Below are 17936 nucleotides of genomic sequence, written 5' to 3' on the forward strand. Positions count from 1 at the left end.
AAATACTTAGTATTAATATGGAGGTTACAACATGAAATGTATTGTTGGACTTGGGAATATAGGTAAGAAATTTGACGGAACTCGTCATAATATAGGTTTTGAAGTAGTTGATGAATTGATTGATCGTCATCAATTACAATTAGATAAACAAAAATTTAAAGGTGCCTATACTATCGGATTAATAAATGGTGAAAAGGTTATGCTTATTGAACCGATGACATTCATGAATTTATCTGGTGAAGCAGTAAGGCCACTAATGGATTATTATAATATTGATATTGAAGATTTACTTGTTCTATATGACGATTTAGATCAGCCACAAGGTCATTTGAGACTGCGCCAAAAAGGCAGTGCTGGCGGTCATAACGGGATGAAGTCTTTAATACAACATTTAGGAACAGATAAATTTAATAGAGTACGAATTGGTATAGATCGTCCGACTAACGGTATGAGTGTTCCGAGTTATGTTCTACAAAAATTCTCTGAAGATGAAATGATAACTATGAAAAAGGTAATAGAACGGGCAGCAGATGCTTGTGAAAGTATAATTAAAGGTGAAACATTTCCTAATGTTATGAATCAGTTTAACGGTGAAGTAGAATGAGACATGTCATTCATGAAATTATACAAAAAGATGAGCGATTTCAAGATTTAGAACGTATTTTTGGAGAAAAAAACATACTCGTTACCGGTTTGAATCAATCTAGTAAAGCATTGCTTATTCTAGAACAATATTTGAAACACGATAAACAATTAGTCATTGTGACAAATAATTTATACCAAGCGGATAAATTAGAAGCAGACATACTGCAATTATTACCGCCTGAAGAAGTATTTAAATTTCCTGTACAAGATATTATGATTGAAGCATTTTCAACACAAAGCCCAGACTTAATGAGTGAGCGTGTTAGAACTCTAACCCATCTTGCTCAAAGTAAGAAAGGGTTATTTATCGTGCCAATAAATGGCTTGAAGAAACAACTCACACCTCCGTCCATTTGGAAAGATCATTATAAATCTATAAAAATAGGTGATGATATAGAGTTAGAAGAATGGGCTAAGCAATTAGTTGATATGGGATACAAGAGACAGTCCCTAGTTTCAGCGATTGGTGAATTCTCAATTCGAGGTGGCTTAATCGATATATACCCTGTTATTGGAGACCCTGTACGTATTGAGTTGTTTGATACAGAAGTAGATGGTATGAGAGTCTTTGATGTTGAAACGCAGCGTTCTTTACAAAATGTAGAAGAAGTTGAAATAACAAGTGCAAGTGATTATATTTTCACTTCAGAACAAATCAATAGATTATCAGAACGTATGGAAGAATCATATGAGCAAACGCGTGAAAAACTACCGAAAGAAATTCGTCCTGATTTGAAAGACACTTATCAAAATATTTTAATGCAAGATGATGAATTAAAAGATCATCAGATTTTAAGACGAGTTATTGCATTTATGTATGATGAGGTATCTACATTTGTAGATTATTTAGCAGAAGACGCTCTTATTGTAGTAGATGAATATAATAGAATTAAAGACACTGAAAACTCATTAGATGTAGAAATTGAAGAATTCACGCAATCTTTAATTGAATCTGGGCAAGCGTTTATAGGACAACGCTTTATTGTAGAATCAGCGTTTACTGATTTGTTGAATAAACATAAAATTTCTTATTTTACTTTATTTACAGCAAGCATGCCTGTAGAGATAGAGGAAATGGTCAAGTTTTCATGTAAACCAGTGCAACGTTTTTATGGACAATATGATATTATGCAGTCTGAATTTGATCGCTATATGAAACAAGGATTCACTGTTGTTTTATTGGCAGAATCAGAAACACGCAAAACGAGAATTCAAAGTATGCTCAGCGACATGAAGATACCAACTGTAATAGATCGTATAGAACATATCGATAATAGTGGTCAAGCAGTTGTTACAGATGGCGCATTATCTGAAGGATTTGAATTGCCGTACATGAAATTAGTTGTTGTGACTGAAAAAGAACTCTTCAAAGCACGCGAACGTAAACAATCTAAAAGAAGACAAAAACTGTCGAATGCAGAGAAAATTAAGTCTTATCAAGAGTTAAATGTCGGAGATTACGTTGTTCATGTACATCACGGTGTAGGTAAATATTTAGGTGTTGAAACATTAGAAGTTTCAGGCATACACAAAGACTATATTAAAATTCAGTACAAAGGAACAGACCAATTATTTGTACCTGTTGATCAAATGAACGATGTTCAAAAGTTTGTTGGCTCAGATGATAAAGAGCCTAAAGTTAATAAATTAGGCGGAACAGAATGGAAAAAAACAAAGGCTAAAGTTCAAAAAAATGTTGAAGATATTGCTGATGAATTATTAAAACTTTATCAAGAACGTGAGCAAGTGGAAGGCTATCAATATGGACCTGATTCTGAAGAACAAATGACATTTGAAATGGACTTCCCTTATGAACCAACACCAGATCAAATTACTTCATTAGAAGAAATCAAAGGTGATATGGAAAAACTTAGACCTATGGACCGCTTACTTTGTGGAGATGTTGGTTACGGTAAAACTGAAGTTGCGATTAGAGCAGCTTTCAAAGCTGTGTTAGAAGGTAAACAAGTAGCAGTCTTAGTACCTACAACTATCTTGGCTCAACAACACTTTGAAACTTTTAGAGAGAGAATGCAAGAATATCCTGTCGAAATTCAAATGATGAGTCGTTTTAGAACGCCTAAACAAGTAAAAGAAACAAAAGAAGGTATTAAAAAAGGTTTTGTAGACATCGTAGTTGGTACTCATAAATTACTAAGTAAAGATGTAGAATATAAAGATTTAGGTTTATTAATTGTCGATGAGGAACAACGATTTGGTGTTAAACATAAAGAAAGAATTAAGGCATTAAAAACTAATGTTGATGTATTAACACTAACAGCTACACCAATACCAAGAACCCTTCATATGAGCTTGTTAGGTGTAAGAGATTTATCTGTTATAGAAACGCCACCTGAGAATAGATTCCCAGTACAAACTTATGTATTAGAACAGAATATGAATTTTGTAAAAGAGGCATTAGAAAGAGAGTTGTCTCGAGGTGGGCAGGCATTCTATTTATATAATAGGGTTCAATCGATTTACCAAAAGAGTGAGCAGTTATCGATGCTTATGCCTAATGCGAGAATAGGTGTAGCCCATGGTCAAATGACGGAACGTGAGTTAGAAGAGACTATGCTTAATTTTGTTGACGGTGAATATGATATTTTAGTAACTACGACAATTATAGAGACGGGCGTAGATGTTCCTAACGCTAACACTTTGATTATTGAAGATGCGAATCGATTTGGGTTAAGCCAACTTTATCAATTAAGAGGGCGCGTTGGACGTTCTAGTAGAATAGGTTATGCTTACTTCTTACACGAACAAAATAAAGTACTGACAGAAGTTGCTGAACAAAGGTTACAAGCAATTAAAGAATTTACAGAATTAGGTAGCGGGTTTAAAATTGCAATGAGAGACTTGAATATAAGAGGTGCAGGTAACCTGTTAGGAAGTCAGCAATCAGGATTTATAGATTCTGTTGGTTATGACTTATATTCTCAAATGTTAGAAGAAGCGGTCAATGTCAAACGTGGTATAGAACCTGAATCAGAAGGACCACAATTAGAAGTTGATGTTAAAGTTGACGCTTATATACCTGCAGAATATATCAAAAATGAACAAGCAAAAATTGAAATGTATAAAAAGATGAGAAGTATTACTACTGTTTCCCAGTTAGAAGACTTGCAAGATGAACTAATCGATCGCTTTGGTGAATACCCTGTAGAAGTAGAACGATTACTAGATGTTGTAAGAATTAGATTAAATGGTATTTTATTTGGAATTACCGAGATTAAAGAAACAGGAAATACAATTCAATTAACAACCTCAGAATATACAACAAACCACTTGAAAGGTGACGTATTATTTAAAGTTACAGAACCACTAGGTAGAAAGCTTAGAATAGCTGTTGCGGATAATCAAATGGTGTTTAAGTTACAAAAAACAAAACAGTGGCTTGATGATTTGAAGTTCTTAACAGAAGTTATTAATGAGAGTTTGGTGGATGATGACGCAATCTAAACCGATTTTTAATAGTGTATTACTCTTAACTATTACTATGGTAATCGTTAAGTCATTAAGTGCAATTTATAGAGTACCTTATCAAAATATATTAGGCGATGAAGGTTTATATGCTTATCAACAAGTTTACCCATTAGTCGCGATTGTGAGTGTAGTAAGTTTAAATGCTTTACCTAGCGTAATGAGCAGTTGGATGATTAAACGACCTCAAACTACTATTTCAGCATTATTTTGGTGGTTACAAAGTATTTGTCTAACCACCAGTATAGGGGTGTTAGTTTTTGCACCTACTATAAGTAGTTGGATGGGTGACGTACAACTAACACCTATGATTCGCATGGCTAGTATTGCCTTAATACCACTCGTGTTTATTTCGATGGTACGAGGATATTATCAAATGAAACACCAAATGAATACTATTGCGATATCACAAGTAATTGATCAAGTATTAAGAGTGATTGTAATATTTATTGCTATTTCTGTATTTATGTACATGGATGTTTCAATTTACCAAGCTGGAACAATTGCAATAAGTGGTTCAGTTATTGGGCTTTTTAGCATTGTTTTATATTTTTATTTGAAAAGAAAGCCAAAATTTCATTTTTCCTGGGAAATAAATTTTAATGATTTAAAAGATGTCATTATTATGACTGTATTATATGCCATATCTTATTTGATTCTTATATTGTGGCAATTAGTGGATTCATTTACATTAATCCATTTACTACAAGATACTGGCTATACATTTCAGGAAAGCATAAAAGTGAAAGGTATATTTGATAGAGGGGCTTCGCTTATTCAAATGGGGCTGATTATTACGACTACATTTAGTTTTGTACTCATTCCACTCCTTACGGAAGAGTTACAGAAGAAAAATCATCATTTAGTTAATGAATATGCTAACACGTCACTCAAAATAACAGTACTTTTCAGTATGGCTGCAGCAATAGGTTTAATAAATCTCTTGCCTTTACTAAATACGGTATTCTTTAAGACGAACGAATTAGTAGGCACATTAAGTGTATTTATGCTTTCAGTTGTATTTGTCACATTTATTATTATGTATACAGCGTTATTACAAGTTAAAGCTAGACGGTCAGTATTACTCATTGCACTTATAATAGGATTACTATTTAAAAGTATAGGAAACTATGTATTTGTGATGCAATTTGGAATATTTGGGGCCAGTTTGGCTACTGTAATATCTTTGGGTATTTATGCATTAACATTGCATATCATCGTCATGAAATTATATCGATTTCAAAACATGGGATTATTTATTGCTAAAGTAATCTTCACGCTAACTATAATGTCTGGATTAGTACAAATAGTGCTAAGTATTCCTACTCAATCAAGACTATCAAGTTTGTTAGTCCTCGTTTTAGCGGGTATTGTTGGAGTTATTATTGTGTTATTAGGTATAATTAAATTGAAAATATTAAAAAGAGAAGAGTGTCAACATTTACCTTTAATGGATAAATTGATGAAGGAGAAGTAAAACAATGTCTCAACAAATTACAGTCGTTGGTTTAGGAAACTATAGTCTTGAAGAACTGCCATTGGGCATATATAGAACTTTACAATCAGCTGATAAAGTATATGCAAGAACAATAGAACACCCTGTCGTGAATGAATTAAAAGAAGTGAATTGGGAAAGCTTCGATTATATTTATGAAAAGCATGATCATTTTATAGATGTATATAATGAAATTGTAGATACGTTAATCGATAAGTCTCGAAATGAAGAGGTTATTTATGCAGTTCCTGGAGACCCGATGGTGGCAGAAACGACGACTCAATTTCTATTAGAAACAGATGCTCAAGTAAAAATTTTAGGTGGTAAAAGTTTTCTTGATGATATGTTTAGAGCGATTAAAATAGATCCAAACGATGGTTTAACATTATTAGATGGTACAAACCTAGAAGAAAAGATGTTAAATATAAGAACAAACACGATTATTACACAAGTTTATGATCAAATGGTAGCATCTGATGTTAAAGTCACTTTAATGGAGCGTTATCCAGACGAACATATAGTTAGTTTAGTTACAAATGCAAGATTGGGAGAAGCTGATGTTATTACGTGTCCATTATATGAAATGGACCACCACGCATCACTATCTAATTTAACAAGTTTGTTTGTACCTAAGATAACTGACGATAATGAAATGTATAATGATTTTCAGTATTTGGAAAAAACAATAGACACACTTGTATCTGAAGATGGATGTCCATGGGATAAAGTGCAGACTCATGAAACGTTAAAACGTTATATAATTGAAGAAGCATTTGAATTAATTGAAGCAATCGATGAAGATGATATAGACCATATGATAGAGGAATTAGGCGATGTTTTATTACAAGTCATGCTGCATTCTGCTATTGGGAAGAAAGAAGGATACTTTGATATTAGAGAAGTAGTTGGTGTTTTAACGAGTAAAATGGTCAGAAGACATCCTCATGTGTTTGGAGAAGAAAAAGCAGATAGCTTAGATGATCTACATGAAATTTGGCAAAAAGAAAAACAAAAAGAAGGAAAAGTAAAACGTGAAAAATTGGAAAAAATATTTGCTGATTACTTTTTGAAGTTGTATGATAAAACCAAATTAGACAGTTTAAATGAAAAAGAACTTAAAGCATTAATTAATAGAGGGGATTTGAAACTTTGAGATTAGATAAATACTTAAAAGTATCGCGTTTGATTAAACGTCGAACATTAGCTAAAGAAGTAAGTGACCAAGGCAGAGTTAAAATAAATGGACAAACTGCTAAAGCTGGCACAAATGTTAATGTAGATGATGAATTAGAACTTAAATTAGGTAATCGTATTATTGTAGTGAAAGTAACAGGGCTTTCTGAGCATGCTAATAAAGAGAATGCAAAAACAATGTTTGAAGTTGTCAAAGAAGAGAAAATACAAGATTCTATATAAATAAGGAGGTATTCTTATGGCGCAAAAAATTAAAAATTTAGATAATGAATTTACACAGTCACAAAACAAAAAAAAGAAAACTGTCAATAAAACGCGCCAAGTGGTACGAAAAAGATTAACCTTGTTTGGTGGAATTTTGCTACTTATCATTATCATCATGATTATTATGTTGTTTTTGCAAAAAAATCGTAATGAAGAGTTAGTGCAAGAACGTAAAGAAAAAGCTGTAACTTATGAAAAATTACAGGATCAAGAAATAGAGTTGAAAGAACAAATAAAACGTTTAAATAATAAAGAATATATTGAAAAATTAGCAAGAAGCGAATATTTCCTTAGTAATGACGGTGAAATTATATTTAAATTACCAGAAGACAAAAAAAATTCAGAAAAAGACAAATAATCTATATATGACGTTGTATAATTTTGTATAGAAGCATATAATAAGGTTAAAGTGAAATTATATCAGGAGGATACAGTAATAATATGTCAATTGAAGTAGGCAATAAAGTCAAAGGGAAAGTTACAGGTATTAAAAATTTTGGTGCGTTTGTTGAATTACCTGAAGGGAAAAGTGGCCTTGTGCACATCAGTGAAGTCGCTGATAACTACGTAGAAAATGTTAATGACCATTTATCTGTAGGCGATGAAGTAGAAGTTAAAGTATTAACAGTAGCGGATGACGGCAAAATTAGCTTATCTATTAAAAAAGCTAAAGAACGTCCGAAACGTCAAGCGCCAAAGAAAGAAGCAAAGCCTGAAGACTTTGAGAAAAAATTATCAAACTTTTTAAAAGATAGTGAGGATAAGTTAACGTCTATTAAGAGACAAACTGAATCACGTCGTGGCGGTAAAGGTGCAAGACGATAATTGATTATAATTAAAAGAGGCTAATAACTTGAGCCTCTTTTTATTTTGAGATAATCAATTGAATTTATAGATTGAGGTGTGTAACAATGCTCGAGATAACTTGGGAACATGATGATAATTTAGCATTGGCTGTTTCAACTGGGATAGATAGTATGTCGTTATTACATTTACTAAATACGACGTACAAACACACTTATCAAAAATTGATTTGCTTACATGTAAATCATGGCTTAAGAAAAGAGTCGCAAGATGAAGCGAAATTTATTGAAGAATTTTGTGAAGAACATAATATTGAAATATATATTAAAACATTAGACTTGTCTGATGTAGTGCAACAAAATAAAAGTATTCAAGATGTATCTAGAAACATGAGATATGAATGGTTTGATCAAATAATGAAAGAAACCAATAGTACGATTTTATTAACAGCACATCATCTAGACGACCAAAAAGAAACCATAGCATACCGACTGTTTTCAGGTAGAATCGGTCGATCTTCACTTGGTATTTCTAAAAACCAAACTAGAAATGGTTATAAAATCATACGTCCTTTTTTAAATATATCCAAATCAGAATTAAGACAATATCAACATGAAACTCAATTTACTTATTTTGAAGATCAATCCAACCAAGACACTAAATATACAAGGAATTATATTCGCAATAATATTTTACCTATAGTTGATGAACGAGATGAATTATCAACTTCTCATTTAGTTACATTGAACCAATGGATGGATGATGCTCGGGATTTAGTAAATCAACAAGCACAAATGTTTATAAACAATGAGGTTGTTCAAGGGTCTAAAATAGTAATAGACCGTCATAAATTTAATGATTTAAACCCACTTATAAAAATTCAGATTCTCGATAATTTGTTAGGAAAGTATGTTCAACGTCAATTTAGTATGAAGGCTTATCAAGAATGGCTCGACATATTTCATAATCAAAAAAAACAATCCGTTATTCCAGTATCTGATGATTGGCAGTTTATTGTAGCATATGATAAATTATTACTATGTAAAGATATTGAGTTCAATGTAAATTCTATATATATTGATAATGATGAGCAATTTATATTTGGGAATTGGGTGATTGAAGCTAAACGATTATCGTCTCCTTTATTTGTAAGAATAAGAGAGCCAGGAGATCGTATTCAGTATTATAACCGGGGAAATAAACAACACAAAAAAGTAAATAGAATCATGATAGACAACAAGATGGATATACATAAACGTGATTACTGTCCGATTATTGTTAACGAGGATGATATTGTAGCAATAGGGGATATTTGGATTGATTCTAACTTTAAAAATGTATTAACTATCACTTATATTGGAGATGACTTTTAATGAAAGATTCGATTAAGTCTGTTGTTTTATCTGCAGATGAAATTCAAGAAAGATGCAAAACACTAGGAAAGCAAATCACAGAAGATTATAATGGAAAAACACCTATTTGTATAGGAATCCTTAAAGGGTCCATTATGTTCATGACAGATTTAATCAAAAATATTGATACGCATTTAGAAATAGATTTCATGGATGTGTCAAGCTATCATGGTGGAACAGAATCAACTGGAGAAGTTAAAATTTTAAAAGACTTAAGTACATCAGTTGAAAATAGAGATGTGATTATCATTGAAGATATTTTAGAAACGGGTACAACTTTAAATTCAATAGTTGATTTATTGAAATACAGAAATGTTAATTCTATTGAAATTGTGACACTATTAGACAAGCCAATGAAGCGTAAAGTGGATATTGAAGCTAAATACGTCGGCGAAAAAATTCCAGATGAATTCGTAGTGGGTTATGGATTAGATTTTGCTGAGAAATATCGTAATTTACCGTATATTGGAACGTTAAAACCTGAAATCTATGAATGATTAGTTAAGTAAGGTTAATTACTAGCGTGTGAAATTATAAATGTGGTAAAATTTTTGTTAGTTTTATTAATTGAGTAGGAGGACAAATTGAATGCAAAAAGCTTTTCGAAATATATTAATGATTGCGCTTTTAGCTATCGTCCTATTTGGTGTGTTCCAGTTCATTAATGGCAACGGACAATCACCAAAACAACTTACATATAATGAGTTTATGACGAAGTTAGAAAAAGGCGATTTAAAAACGTTAACTATTCAACCAGAACAAAATGTTTATATGGTTAGCGGTGAACTAAAAAAAGGTAAAGATGAAAAATATACATCTTCAATCCTATTTAACAACCAAGATGATCTGAAAAAAATTACAGAAACAGCCGATAAGCAAAGTGACTTGAAATTCAATGTCAAAGAAGAAGAAAAACAAAGTGTGTTCGTAAGTGTGTTAACGACACTCATCCCTGTTTTAATTATTGCATTTTTATTTATATTCTTCTTAAGCCAAATGCAAGGCGGCGGCGGTGGCGGTGGCGGCCGCGTTATGAACTTTGGTAAATCAAAAGCCAAACTTTATGACGACCAGAAAAAACGCGTTAGATTCTCTGATGTAGCAGGTGCTGACGAAGAGAAACAAGAATTAGTGGAAATTGTAGATTTCCTTAAAGATAATCGTAAATTCAAGAAAATGGGCGCACGAATACCTAAAGGTGTTTTACTAGTTGGTCCTCCAGGAACAGGTAAAACTTTACTTGCAAGAGCTGTTGCAGGTGAAGCTGGAACACCGTTCTTTTCAATAAGTGGTTCTGACTTCGTTGAGATGTTCGTTGGTGTCGGTGCAAGCCGTGTTCGTGACTTATTCGAAAATGCTAAGAAAAATGCTCCATGTATCATCTTTATTGATGAAATTGACGCTGTAGGTCGTCAACGTGGCGCAGGTGTTGGCGGTGGACACGATGAACGTGAACAAACACTGAACCAATTATTAGTTGAAATGGATGGCTTCGGTGAAAACGAAGGTATCATTATGATTGCAGCTACTAACCGTCCTGATATTCTTGACCCAGCATTATTACGTCCTGGACGTTTTGATAGACAAATTCAAGTTGGTCGTCCAGATGTTAGAGGTCGTGAAGCAGTACTTAAAGTACATGCTCGTAATAAACCTTTAGATGAAACAGTAGACCTAAAAGCAATTTCACAAAGAACACCAGGATTCTCAGGTGCAGATTTAGAAAACTTATTAAATGAAGCATCATTAGTTGCTGCTCGTACAAATAAAACTAAAATTGATATGCGAGATATAGAAGAAGCTACAGACAGAGTTATCGCTGGACCAGCCAAGAAGTCACGTGTTATTTCCGAAAAAGAAAAAAATATTGTGGCTTTCCATGAAGCGGGACATACAATTATCGGTTGTGTATTAGATGAAGCTGAAATGGTTCATAAAGTAACAATCGTTCCTCGCGGACAAGCTGGTGGATATGCAATGATGTTACCTAAAGAAGATCGTTACTTCATGACTGAACCAGAACTATTAGATAAAATAGTTGGACTATTAGGTGGTCGTGTTTCTGAAGAGATTAACTTTGGTGAGGCATCAACTGGTGCACATAACGACTTCCAACGTGCTACTAGTATTGCACGTAAGATGGTTACAGAATACGGTATGAGTAAGAAATTAGGTCCGTTACAATTCGGTAGCTCAGACAGTGGACAAGTATTCTTAGGTAAAGATATGCAGTCTGAACCAAATTATTCAGATCAAATTGCTTATGAAATTGATTCAGAAGTACAACGTATTATTAAAGAACAATATGAACGTTGTAAACAAATTCTTACAGAGCATAAATCTCAATTAGAGTTAATTGCTAAAACATTACTTGTTGAAGAAACGTTAGTCGCTGAACAAATCCACTCATTATTTAACGAAGGAAAATTACCAGAAGTTAAATACGATGATTCTCACTTAGAAGAAGACAATGAACCTGACGAAGATAAATATGAAGGTGACTTAACACAACAAGAAGGCACATTAGATGTCGAAGATGACAAAATTGGTAAATCTTACGAAGAGGTTAAAAAAGAAGAATCTCATAATTCGAAAGATGAACAAGAATCTGATGAAGAAAAATCTAATGATGAGCCAGCACATAAAGAAGAACCAAATATCGATGATTTAGGTGACAATAAACCTACAGATCGTAAAGAATAAATTTATACAAGTCCCTTTCAATAGTTTGATTGAGAGGGGCTTTTTTTAAAGAAGGAGTATATTTATGACAAAAGATTATTTAGTAAGAGCATTGGCATTTAATGATGAAGTACGTGCTTTTGCTGTACAGACTACAAATACAATTCAAGAAGCTCAAACAAGACATTACACATGGCCAACTGCTTCTGCTGCATTGGGAAGATCGATGACAGCAGGCGTGATAATGGGTTCAATGTTAAAAAATGAAGAGAAATTAACGATTACTATCGACGGAGGCGGACCTATAGGTAAAATTATGGTAGATGCTAATGCTAAAGGTGAAGTTAGAGGTTATGTTCAAAATCCTCAAACTCATTTCCCGTTAAATGATCAAGGTAAATTGGACGTAAGACGTGCAGTAGGTACAGATGGTATGTTAAGCGTCGTAAAAGATATTGGGCTAAAAGACTATTTCACAGGTTCTACACCGATTGTTTCGGGAGAACTTGGCGAAGACTTTACTTATTATTTTGTTACGAGTGAACAAGTTCCATCAGCTGTTGGACTAGGTGTACTGGTAAACCCAGATAATTCTATTAAAGCAGCAGGCGGGTTTGTTATTCAGCTTATGCCAGGTGCTTCTGAAGAAACGATTGAAGCGATTGAAGAAAAAATTAATCAAATGGAACCTGTCTCTAAATTGATAGATAGAGGCCTTTCACCAGAAGAATTAATTGAAACGGTGTTAGGAAAAGAAAACACAAGAATAATTGATAACATGGAAGTAGAGTTCAAATGTAATTGTTCAAGAGAAAAATTCTTAAATGCAATTAAAGGTTTAGGAGAGGCAGAAATCGACTCAATGATAGAAGAAGATCATGGAGCTGAAGTAGAATGCCATTTCTGTAGGACGAAATATAATTTTACAGAAGAAGATTTAATGTCACTTAAAAAATAAATGTAAAAAGTAATTTAGTAAATACTTTCACTTTAAGGCGTATTTTGTTATAATAAGTATATCCGATAAAGAAACTAAGATATGAAATTGAAAATACTGACTAGGAGTGAATTATAAATGGCTAAGAGAGTAAATAATATTGTTGAATTAATTGGAGATACACCTGTTGTTAAATTAAATAGAGTAGTGGAAGATGGTTCGGCAGATGTTTATGTAAAATTAGAATATCAAAACCCGGGTAGTTCAGTTAAAGATAGAATCGCTTTAGCGATGTTAGAAGCTGCTGAAAAAGAAGGCAAAATTAAACCGGGCGATACTATTATAGAGCCTACATCTGGTAATACTGGTATCGGTCTAGCAATGGTAGCAGCTGCAAAAGGTTACAAAGCAGTATTTGTTATGCCGGACACAATGAGTAGTGAACGTCGTGCGCTATTAAAAGCTTATGGTGCCGAATTAGTATTGACACCTGGAGCTGAAGGAATGAAAGGTGCTATCAAAAAAGCAAAAGAACTCAAAGAAGAAAAAGGCTATTTTGAACCACAACAATTCGAAAACCCAGCAAACCCTAAAGTTCATGAATTAACAACTGGTCCAGAATTAGTTGAACAATTCGAAGGTACAGAAATAGATGCTTTCTTAGCTGGTGTCGGTACAGGCGGAACATTAACTGGTGCAGGTAAAGTGCTTAAAGAAAAATACCCTAACATCCAAATCGTAGCTATTGAGCCTGAAGATTCTGCTATATTAAGTGGCGGAAACCCAGGACCACATAAACTACAAGGTTTAGGTGCAGGGTTTGTCCCAGACACTTTAGATACAAAAGTTTATGATGATGTTATTAAAGTAGGAAATGAAGAAGCGATGGAAATGTCTAGAAGAGTTGCTAAAGAAGAAGGGATTCTTGGCGGTATTTCATCTGGTGCTGCTATAAAAGCTGCATTGAAAAAAGCAAAAGAATTAGGTGAAGGTAAAACAGTTGTTACAGTATTACCAAGTAACGGTGAACGTTACCTATCTACACCATTATATGCTTTTGAAGACTAATCATTTATAATTTTATAATGTATTAACTTTTAATTACGAATCACGTCTAGAATAAATAACTTAAATAAGTTATTTCATTTAGGCGTGATTTTTTAAATTTGTTATAATAAGTTTATCTATGTAAAAGGTAGGTTTTCTATTGTGAAAAATACGAAAGTTATGGGTATTTTAAATGTGACGCCAGATTCTTTTTCTGATGGTGGTTCTTATAATAGTGTTGAAAATGCTAGAGCACATGCTGAACAATTAATAAGTGAAGGTGCAGATATTATAGATATTGGCGGTGTTTCAACACGTCCTGGACATACTAAAGTAGCAAAGACAGAAGAAGAATTGAATAGAGTTATACCTGTAATAGAAGCATTAAATGATTTAGATGTTCAATTATCGGTAGACACGTTTAGAAGCCAAGTTGCAGAAGAATCGTTAAAACGTGGTGTAACGATGATTAACGATCAATGGGCTGGGTTATATGACCCTGAAATATTTAATGTTGTTGCGAAATATGATGCCGAAATTATTTTAATGCATAATGGGGACGGCAACCGAGAAATGCCAGTGATGGATGAATTGCTATTATCTTTATTGAAACAAGCAAATCAAGCAGAAATAGCAGGAATACCCGAAAAAAATATTTGGTTAGATCCTGGTATTGGATTTGCTAAATCAAGAGAAGAAGAACGTATAGTAATGTCGAGGTTAGATGAATTAGTAGCAACAGGTTATAAAGTGATGCTGGCTACAAGTAGAAAACGTCTCATCAATGATTTACTAGGTGGAAATATAGATGTGAAAGAGCGTGATGAAGCAACTGCAGCAACGACAGCTTTTGGAATTGAAAAAGGTATTCATGCTGTACGCGTACACAACGTAAAAATGAATAAAAGAGTTGCGCAAACTATTGATGCTTTGAAAGGGATATAAAATATGGATAAAATTATACTAGATGGCATGTCTTTTTATGGATATCATGGAGCATTTAAAGCTGAAAACGAATTAGGGCAGATATTTTTAGTAGATTTAGAATTGAAATTAGATTTATCTGAAGCTGGAGAAACAGATGATTTAGAAAAGACTGTAAACTACGGTGAAGTATTCGAGATTGTTAAAGAAATAATGGAAGGCGAACCAGTACAATTAATTGAACATCTCGCAGAACGTATTGCAAAACAATTATTTTCGCACTATAATCGAGTATTGGAAACTAAAGTAAAGATTACGAAAAATAATCCGCCAATTCCGGGACATTATAATGGTGTTGGTATTGAGATCGTGAGGAAGAGATAAATGCATACCGCATATTTAGGTTTAGGAAGTAATATAGGAGAGAGGGAACTTCAATTAGAACAAGCTGTTACATTTTTAAATTCAGAAGAAGGTATCAAAGTAACGCAAGTATCTCCAATATATGAAACAAAACCGGTAGGATACACAGAACAACCTGATTTTTTGAATATGTGTATCGAAATCTCAACTGAATTAGAAGCATTAGACTTGTTGAAAGTATGTATGATGGTTGAGCAACAATTACATCGTGTTAGAAATGAACGATGGGGACCACGTACCATTGATATTGATATATTATTATATGATCAATCCGTTATTCAATCACCAGACTTAGAAGTGCCACACCCAAGAATGACAGAAAGAGCATTTGTGATGGTACCACTTAATGATATCGCCTCAAATGTTGTTGAACCAATATCCAAAAAATATATTTGGGAGCTATTGCCAAACGACGAACAAGTAGTAAAGTATAATAAAGAAAGAGGTTAGACCATGTGGGAAATAGGAAATGAAAAAACATGCTTCATGGTACTTAAAAGATGTAAGAGGTAGAGTTAGAAAAGTTATAAATCAAACAAATACAAGAGATGAGTTAGTAAGTATTCTTGAACAATTTGTTGAAGAGCAACAACAAGAAATAAGTGCAATTTAATTAAGGAGTGGAAGATCATGTCAGAAGAAATGAATGACCAAATGTTGGTTCGAAGAGAAAAACTACAAGAATTAAGAGATTTAGGTATTGATCCATTCGGGCAGAAATTTGTAAGAAGCGGAGATTCTGTTACTTTACATAAAGAATGGGACGAATTTACAAAAGAAGAACTTCAAGAAAAAGAAGAAGAGTCTTCAGTTGCTATAGCTGGACGTTTGATGACTAAAAGAGGTAAAGGTAAAGCAGGATTTGCTCATGTTAAAGATATAACAGGACAAATTCAAATTTATGTTCGTAAAGACCAAGTCGGTGAAGAACAATTTGAAATTTGGAAACATGCTGATTTAGGAGACATAGTTGGAATTAAAGGTGTTATGTTCAAGACAAATACTGGTGAATTATCTGTTAAAGCGAAAGAATTCGTAGTATTAACTAAGTCTTTAAGACCTTTACCAGATAAATATCATGGTTTACAAGACATTGAACAACGCTATCGTCAACGTTACTTAGACTTAATTACAAGTGAAGAATCAACAAAAACATTCATTACACGTAGCCAAATTATTCAAGAGATGAGAAATTACTTGAACCAAAAAGGTTTCTTAGAAGTTGAAACACCAATGATGCATCAAATAGCAGGAGGTGCTTCAGCACGTCCGTTCGTTACACATCATAATGCTTTAGATGCTACTTTATACATGAGAATAGCAATTGAATTGCACTTAAAACGACTTATTGTTGGTGGTTTAGAAAAAGTATATGAAATCGGAAGAGTATTCCGTAATGAAGGTGTGTCAACGAGACATAACCCTGAGTTCACTATGATAGAGTTATATGAAGCTTATGCAGACTATAATGATATTATGGATTTAACTGAAGCAATGGTCGCTTCAATAGCTGGAAAAGTACTTGGTTCTGCTACAATTCAATATGGAGAAGAAACAATCGATCTAGCTTCAAAATGGAAGAGATGGCACATGGTAGATGCTGTCAAAGAATATACAGGAGTAGACTTCTATGAAGTTAAAACTGATGAAGAGGCACATGAATTAGCAAAACAACATAATATAGAAGTAGAAGATCGTATGACATATGGTCATATCTTAAATGAATTCTTCGAACAAAAAGTAGAAGAAGAATTAATTCAACCTACGTTTATTTATGGACATCCAATTGAAATATCACCATTAGCTAAGAAAAATCCAGAAGATCCACGATTTACTGATCGCTTCGAACTATTTATAGTTGGTAGAGAACACGCTAATGCATTTACAGAATTAAATGATCCAATCGATCAACGTGAAAGATTTGAAGCACAAGTGAAAGAAAAAGATCAAGGTAATGATGAAGCACATGAAATGGATGAAGATTTCATCGAAGCATTAGAATATGGTATGCCGCCGACAGGTGGATTAGGTATTGGTATTGACCGTTTAGTTATGCTATTAACAAATTCAGCATCAATAAGAGATGTACTATTATTCCCATATATGAGACAAAAATAATTTTATGTTCGGCAATAACCTTTAATAATAAGGTTATTGCCTTTATTTTTGGTATTAAATGACATAAATAAAGCGTTAAAACGTTTTCTTATTAAAAAAACAACTTTTTTCATAAAAAGCATTGACGAAAGAATATAAATTGGGTATTATATAAAGGTCGCTGAAAACAAGCGGACGTGAATTCGAAAACTTTGTAAAGAAAGTTAACAAGGTGTAAAATTTACTATTGAAAAACATAAACTAACTCTATATAATATATAAAGTAAGACAAAAACGAAACAACATTGTCTGGTGGCGATAGCAAAGAGGTCACACCTGTTCCCATGCCGAACACAGAAGTTAAGCTCTTTAGCGCCGATGGTAGTTGGACTTACGTTCCGCGAGAGTAGGACGCTGCCGGGCAGTATTGTTAATTGGAGAATTAGCTCAGCTGGGAGAGCATCTGCCTTACAAGCAGAGGGTCGGCGGTTCGAACCCGTCATTCTCCACCATTTAGCCGGCCTAG

Annotated in this window: 17 protein-coding genes, 1 tRNA gene and 1 rRNA gene; all 19 read left to right on the forward strand. The window is 33.4% G+C overall.

Translation table 11 applies throughout. The features are described from left to right. The first annotated feature begins 31 nt into the window (after nucleotides 1–31). The gene (gene pth / locus LQ688_RS13120) at nucleotides 32–604 is read left to right on the forward strand and encodes an aminoacyl-tRNA hydrolase (RefSeq protein WP_016999906.1); all 573 of its coding nucleotides are present in this window, start codon (nucleotides 32–34) and stop codon (nucleotides 602–604) included. Then, the gene (gene mfd, locus LQ688_RS13125; protein ID WP_239705563.1) at nucleotides 601–4110 is read left to right on the forward strand and encodes a transcription-repair coupling factor; all 3510 of its coding nucleotides are present in this window, start codon (nucleotides 601–603) and stop codon (nucleotides 4108–4110) included. The genes pth and mfd overlap by 4 nt, the downstream gene beginning before the upstream one ends. Continuing rightward, the gene (locus LQ688_RS13130) at nucleotides 4079–5608 is read left to right on the forward strand and encodes a polysaccharide biosynthesis protein (RefSeq protein ID WP_239705564.1); all 1530 of its coding nucleotides are present in this window, start codon (nucleotides 4079–4081) and stop codon (nucleotides 5606–5608) included. Before mfd ends, LQ688_RS13130 begins: the two co-directional genes overlap by 32 nt. 4 nt (nucleotides 5609–5612) lie before the next feature. Beyond that, nucleotides 5613–6779, forward strand: a complete 1167-nt coding sequence (locus LQ688_RS13135) for a MazG nucleotide pyrophosphohydrolase domain-containing protein (RefSeq protein WP_064211598.1) — start codon at nucleotides 5613–5615, stop codon at nucleotides 6777–6779. Beyond that, nucleotides 6776–7042: an RNA-binding S4 domain-containing protein gene (locus LQ688_RS13140; protein WP_016999901.1), complete on the forward strand. Its 267-nt coding sequence runs from the start codon at nucleotides 6776–6778 to the stop codon at nucleotides 7040–7042. The genes LQ688_RS13135 and LQ688_RS13140 overlap by 4 nt, the downstream gene beginning before the upstream one ends. Before the next feature lie 16 nt (nucleotides 7043–7058). Further along, nucleotides 7059–7442 (forward strand): FtsB family cell division protein, encoded by a 384-nt coding sequence (locus tag LQ688_RS13145; RefSeq protein ID WP_103268908.1) that lies wholly within the window; start codon nucleotides 7059–7061, stop codon nucleotides 7440–7442. 83 nt (nucleotides 7443–7525) lie between these two features. After that, complete coding sequence (locus LQ688_RS13150; protein WP_016999899.1) at nucleotides 7526–7909, forward strand: S1 domain-containing RNA-binding protein; 384 nt, start codon at nucleotides 7526–7528, stop codon at nucleotides 7907–7909. Nucleotides 7910–7995: 86 nt separating this feature from the next. Beyond that, the gene (gene tilS / locus LQ688_RS13155) at nucleotides 7996–9261 is read left to right on the forward strand and encodes a tRNA lysidine(34) synthetase TilS (protein ID WP_103268907.1); all 1266 of its coding nucleotides are present in this window, start codon (nucleotides 7996–7998) and stop codon (nucleotides 9259–9261) included. Beyond that, nucleotides 9261–9797 (forward strand): hypoxanthine phosphoribosyltransferase, encoded by a 537-nt coding sequence (gene hpt, locus LQ688_RS13160; protein ID WP_016999895.1) that lies wholly within the window; start codon nucleotides 9261–9263, stop codon nucleotides 9795–9797. Before tilS ends, hpt begins: the two co-directional genes overlap by 1 nt. A gap of 91 nt (nucleotides 9798–9888) precedes the next feature. Then, a complete protein-coding gene (ftsH, locus tag LQ688_RS13165) occupies nucleotides 9889–12003 on the forward strand; it encodes an ATP-dependent zinc metalloprotease FtsH (RefSeq protein WP_103268906.1) in 2115 nt (704 codons plus the stop codon). A gap of 64 nt (nucleotides 12004–12067) precedes the next feature. Continuing rightward, nucleotides 12068–12940: an Hsp33 family molecular chaperone HslO gene (gene hslO / locus LQ688_RS13170; RefSeq protein WP_016999891.1), complete on the forward strand. Its 873-nt coding sequence runs from the start codon at nucleotides 12068–12070 to the stop codon at nucleotides 12938–12940. 117 nt (nucleotides 12941–13057) lie between these two features. Next, nucleotides 13058–13987 carry a cysteine synthase A gene (cysK, locus tag LQ688_RS13175; protein WP_064211599.1) on the forward strand — a complete coding sequence of 310 codons (930 nt, stop codon included), beginning with the start codon at nucleotides 13058–13060 and terminating at the stop codon, nucleotides 13985–13987. A 141-nt stretch (nucleotides 13988–14128) separates the two neighbouring features. Further along, entirely contained in the window at nucleotides 14129–14911 is a 783-nt protein-coding gene (gene folP, locus LQ688_RS13180) for a dihydropteroate synthase (protein WP_239705565.1), read from the forward strand. Between the two features lie 3 nt (nucleotides 14912–14914). Beyond that, nucleotides 14915–15274, forward strand: coding sequence for a dihydroneopterin aldolase (gene folB / locus LQ688_RS13185; RefSeq protein ID WP_016999885.1), 360 nt, complete (start codon nucleotides 14915–14917; stop codon nucleotides 15272–15274). Then, the gene (folK, locus tag LQ688_RS13190; protein WP_016999883.1) at nucleotides 15275–15763 is read left to right on the forward strand and encodes a 2-amino-4-hydroxy-6-hydroxymethyldihydropteridine diphosphokinase; all 489 of its coding nucleotides are present in this window, start codon (nucleotides 15275–15277) and stop codon (nucleotides 15761–15763) included. A 19-nt stretch (nucleotides 15764–15782) separates the two neighbouring features. After that, nucleotides 15783–15926 (forward strand): hypothetical protein, encoded by a 144-nt coding sequence (locus LQ688_RS13195; protein WP_016999882.1) that lies wholly within the window; start codon nucleotides 15783–15785, stop codon nucleotides 15924–15926. Between the two features lie 17 nt (nucleotides 15927–15943). Further along, nucleotides 15944–17431: a lysine--tRNA ligase gene (gene lysS / locus LQ688_RS13200; RefSeq protein WP_239705566.1), complete on the forward strand. Its 1488-nt coding sequence runs from the start codon at nucleotides 15944–15946 to the stop codon at nucleotides 17429–17431. A 287-nt stretch (nucleotides 17432–17718) separates the two neighbouring features. Further along, nucleotides 17719–17833 (forward strand): 5S ribosomal RNA (gene rrf / locus LQ688_RS13205). A gap of 13 nt (nucleotides 17834–17846) precedes the next feature. Beyond that, nucleotides 17847–17922: transfer RNA gene (locus LQ688_RS13210), tRNA-Val, on the forward strand. The last annotated feature ends 14 nt before the right edge of the window (nucleotides 17923–17936 follow it).

This window comes from Mammaliicoccus sp. J-M40 (genome assembly GCF_022386395.1).
In the GTDB taxonomy this organism is placed as follows: domain Bacteria; phylum Bacillota; class Bacilli; order Staphylococcales; family Staphylococcaceae; genus Mammaliicoccus; species Mammaliicoccus lentus.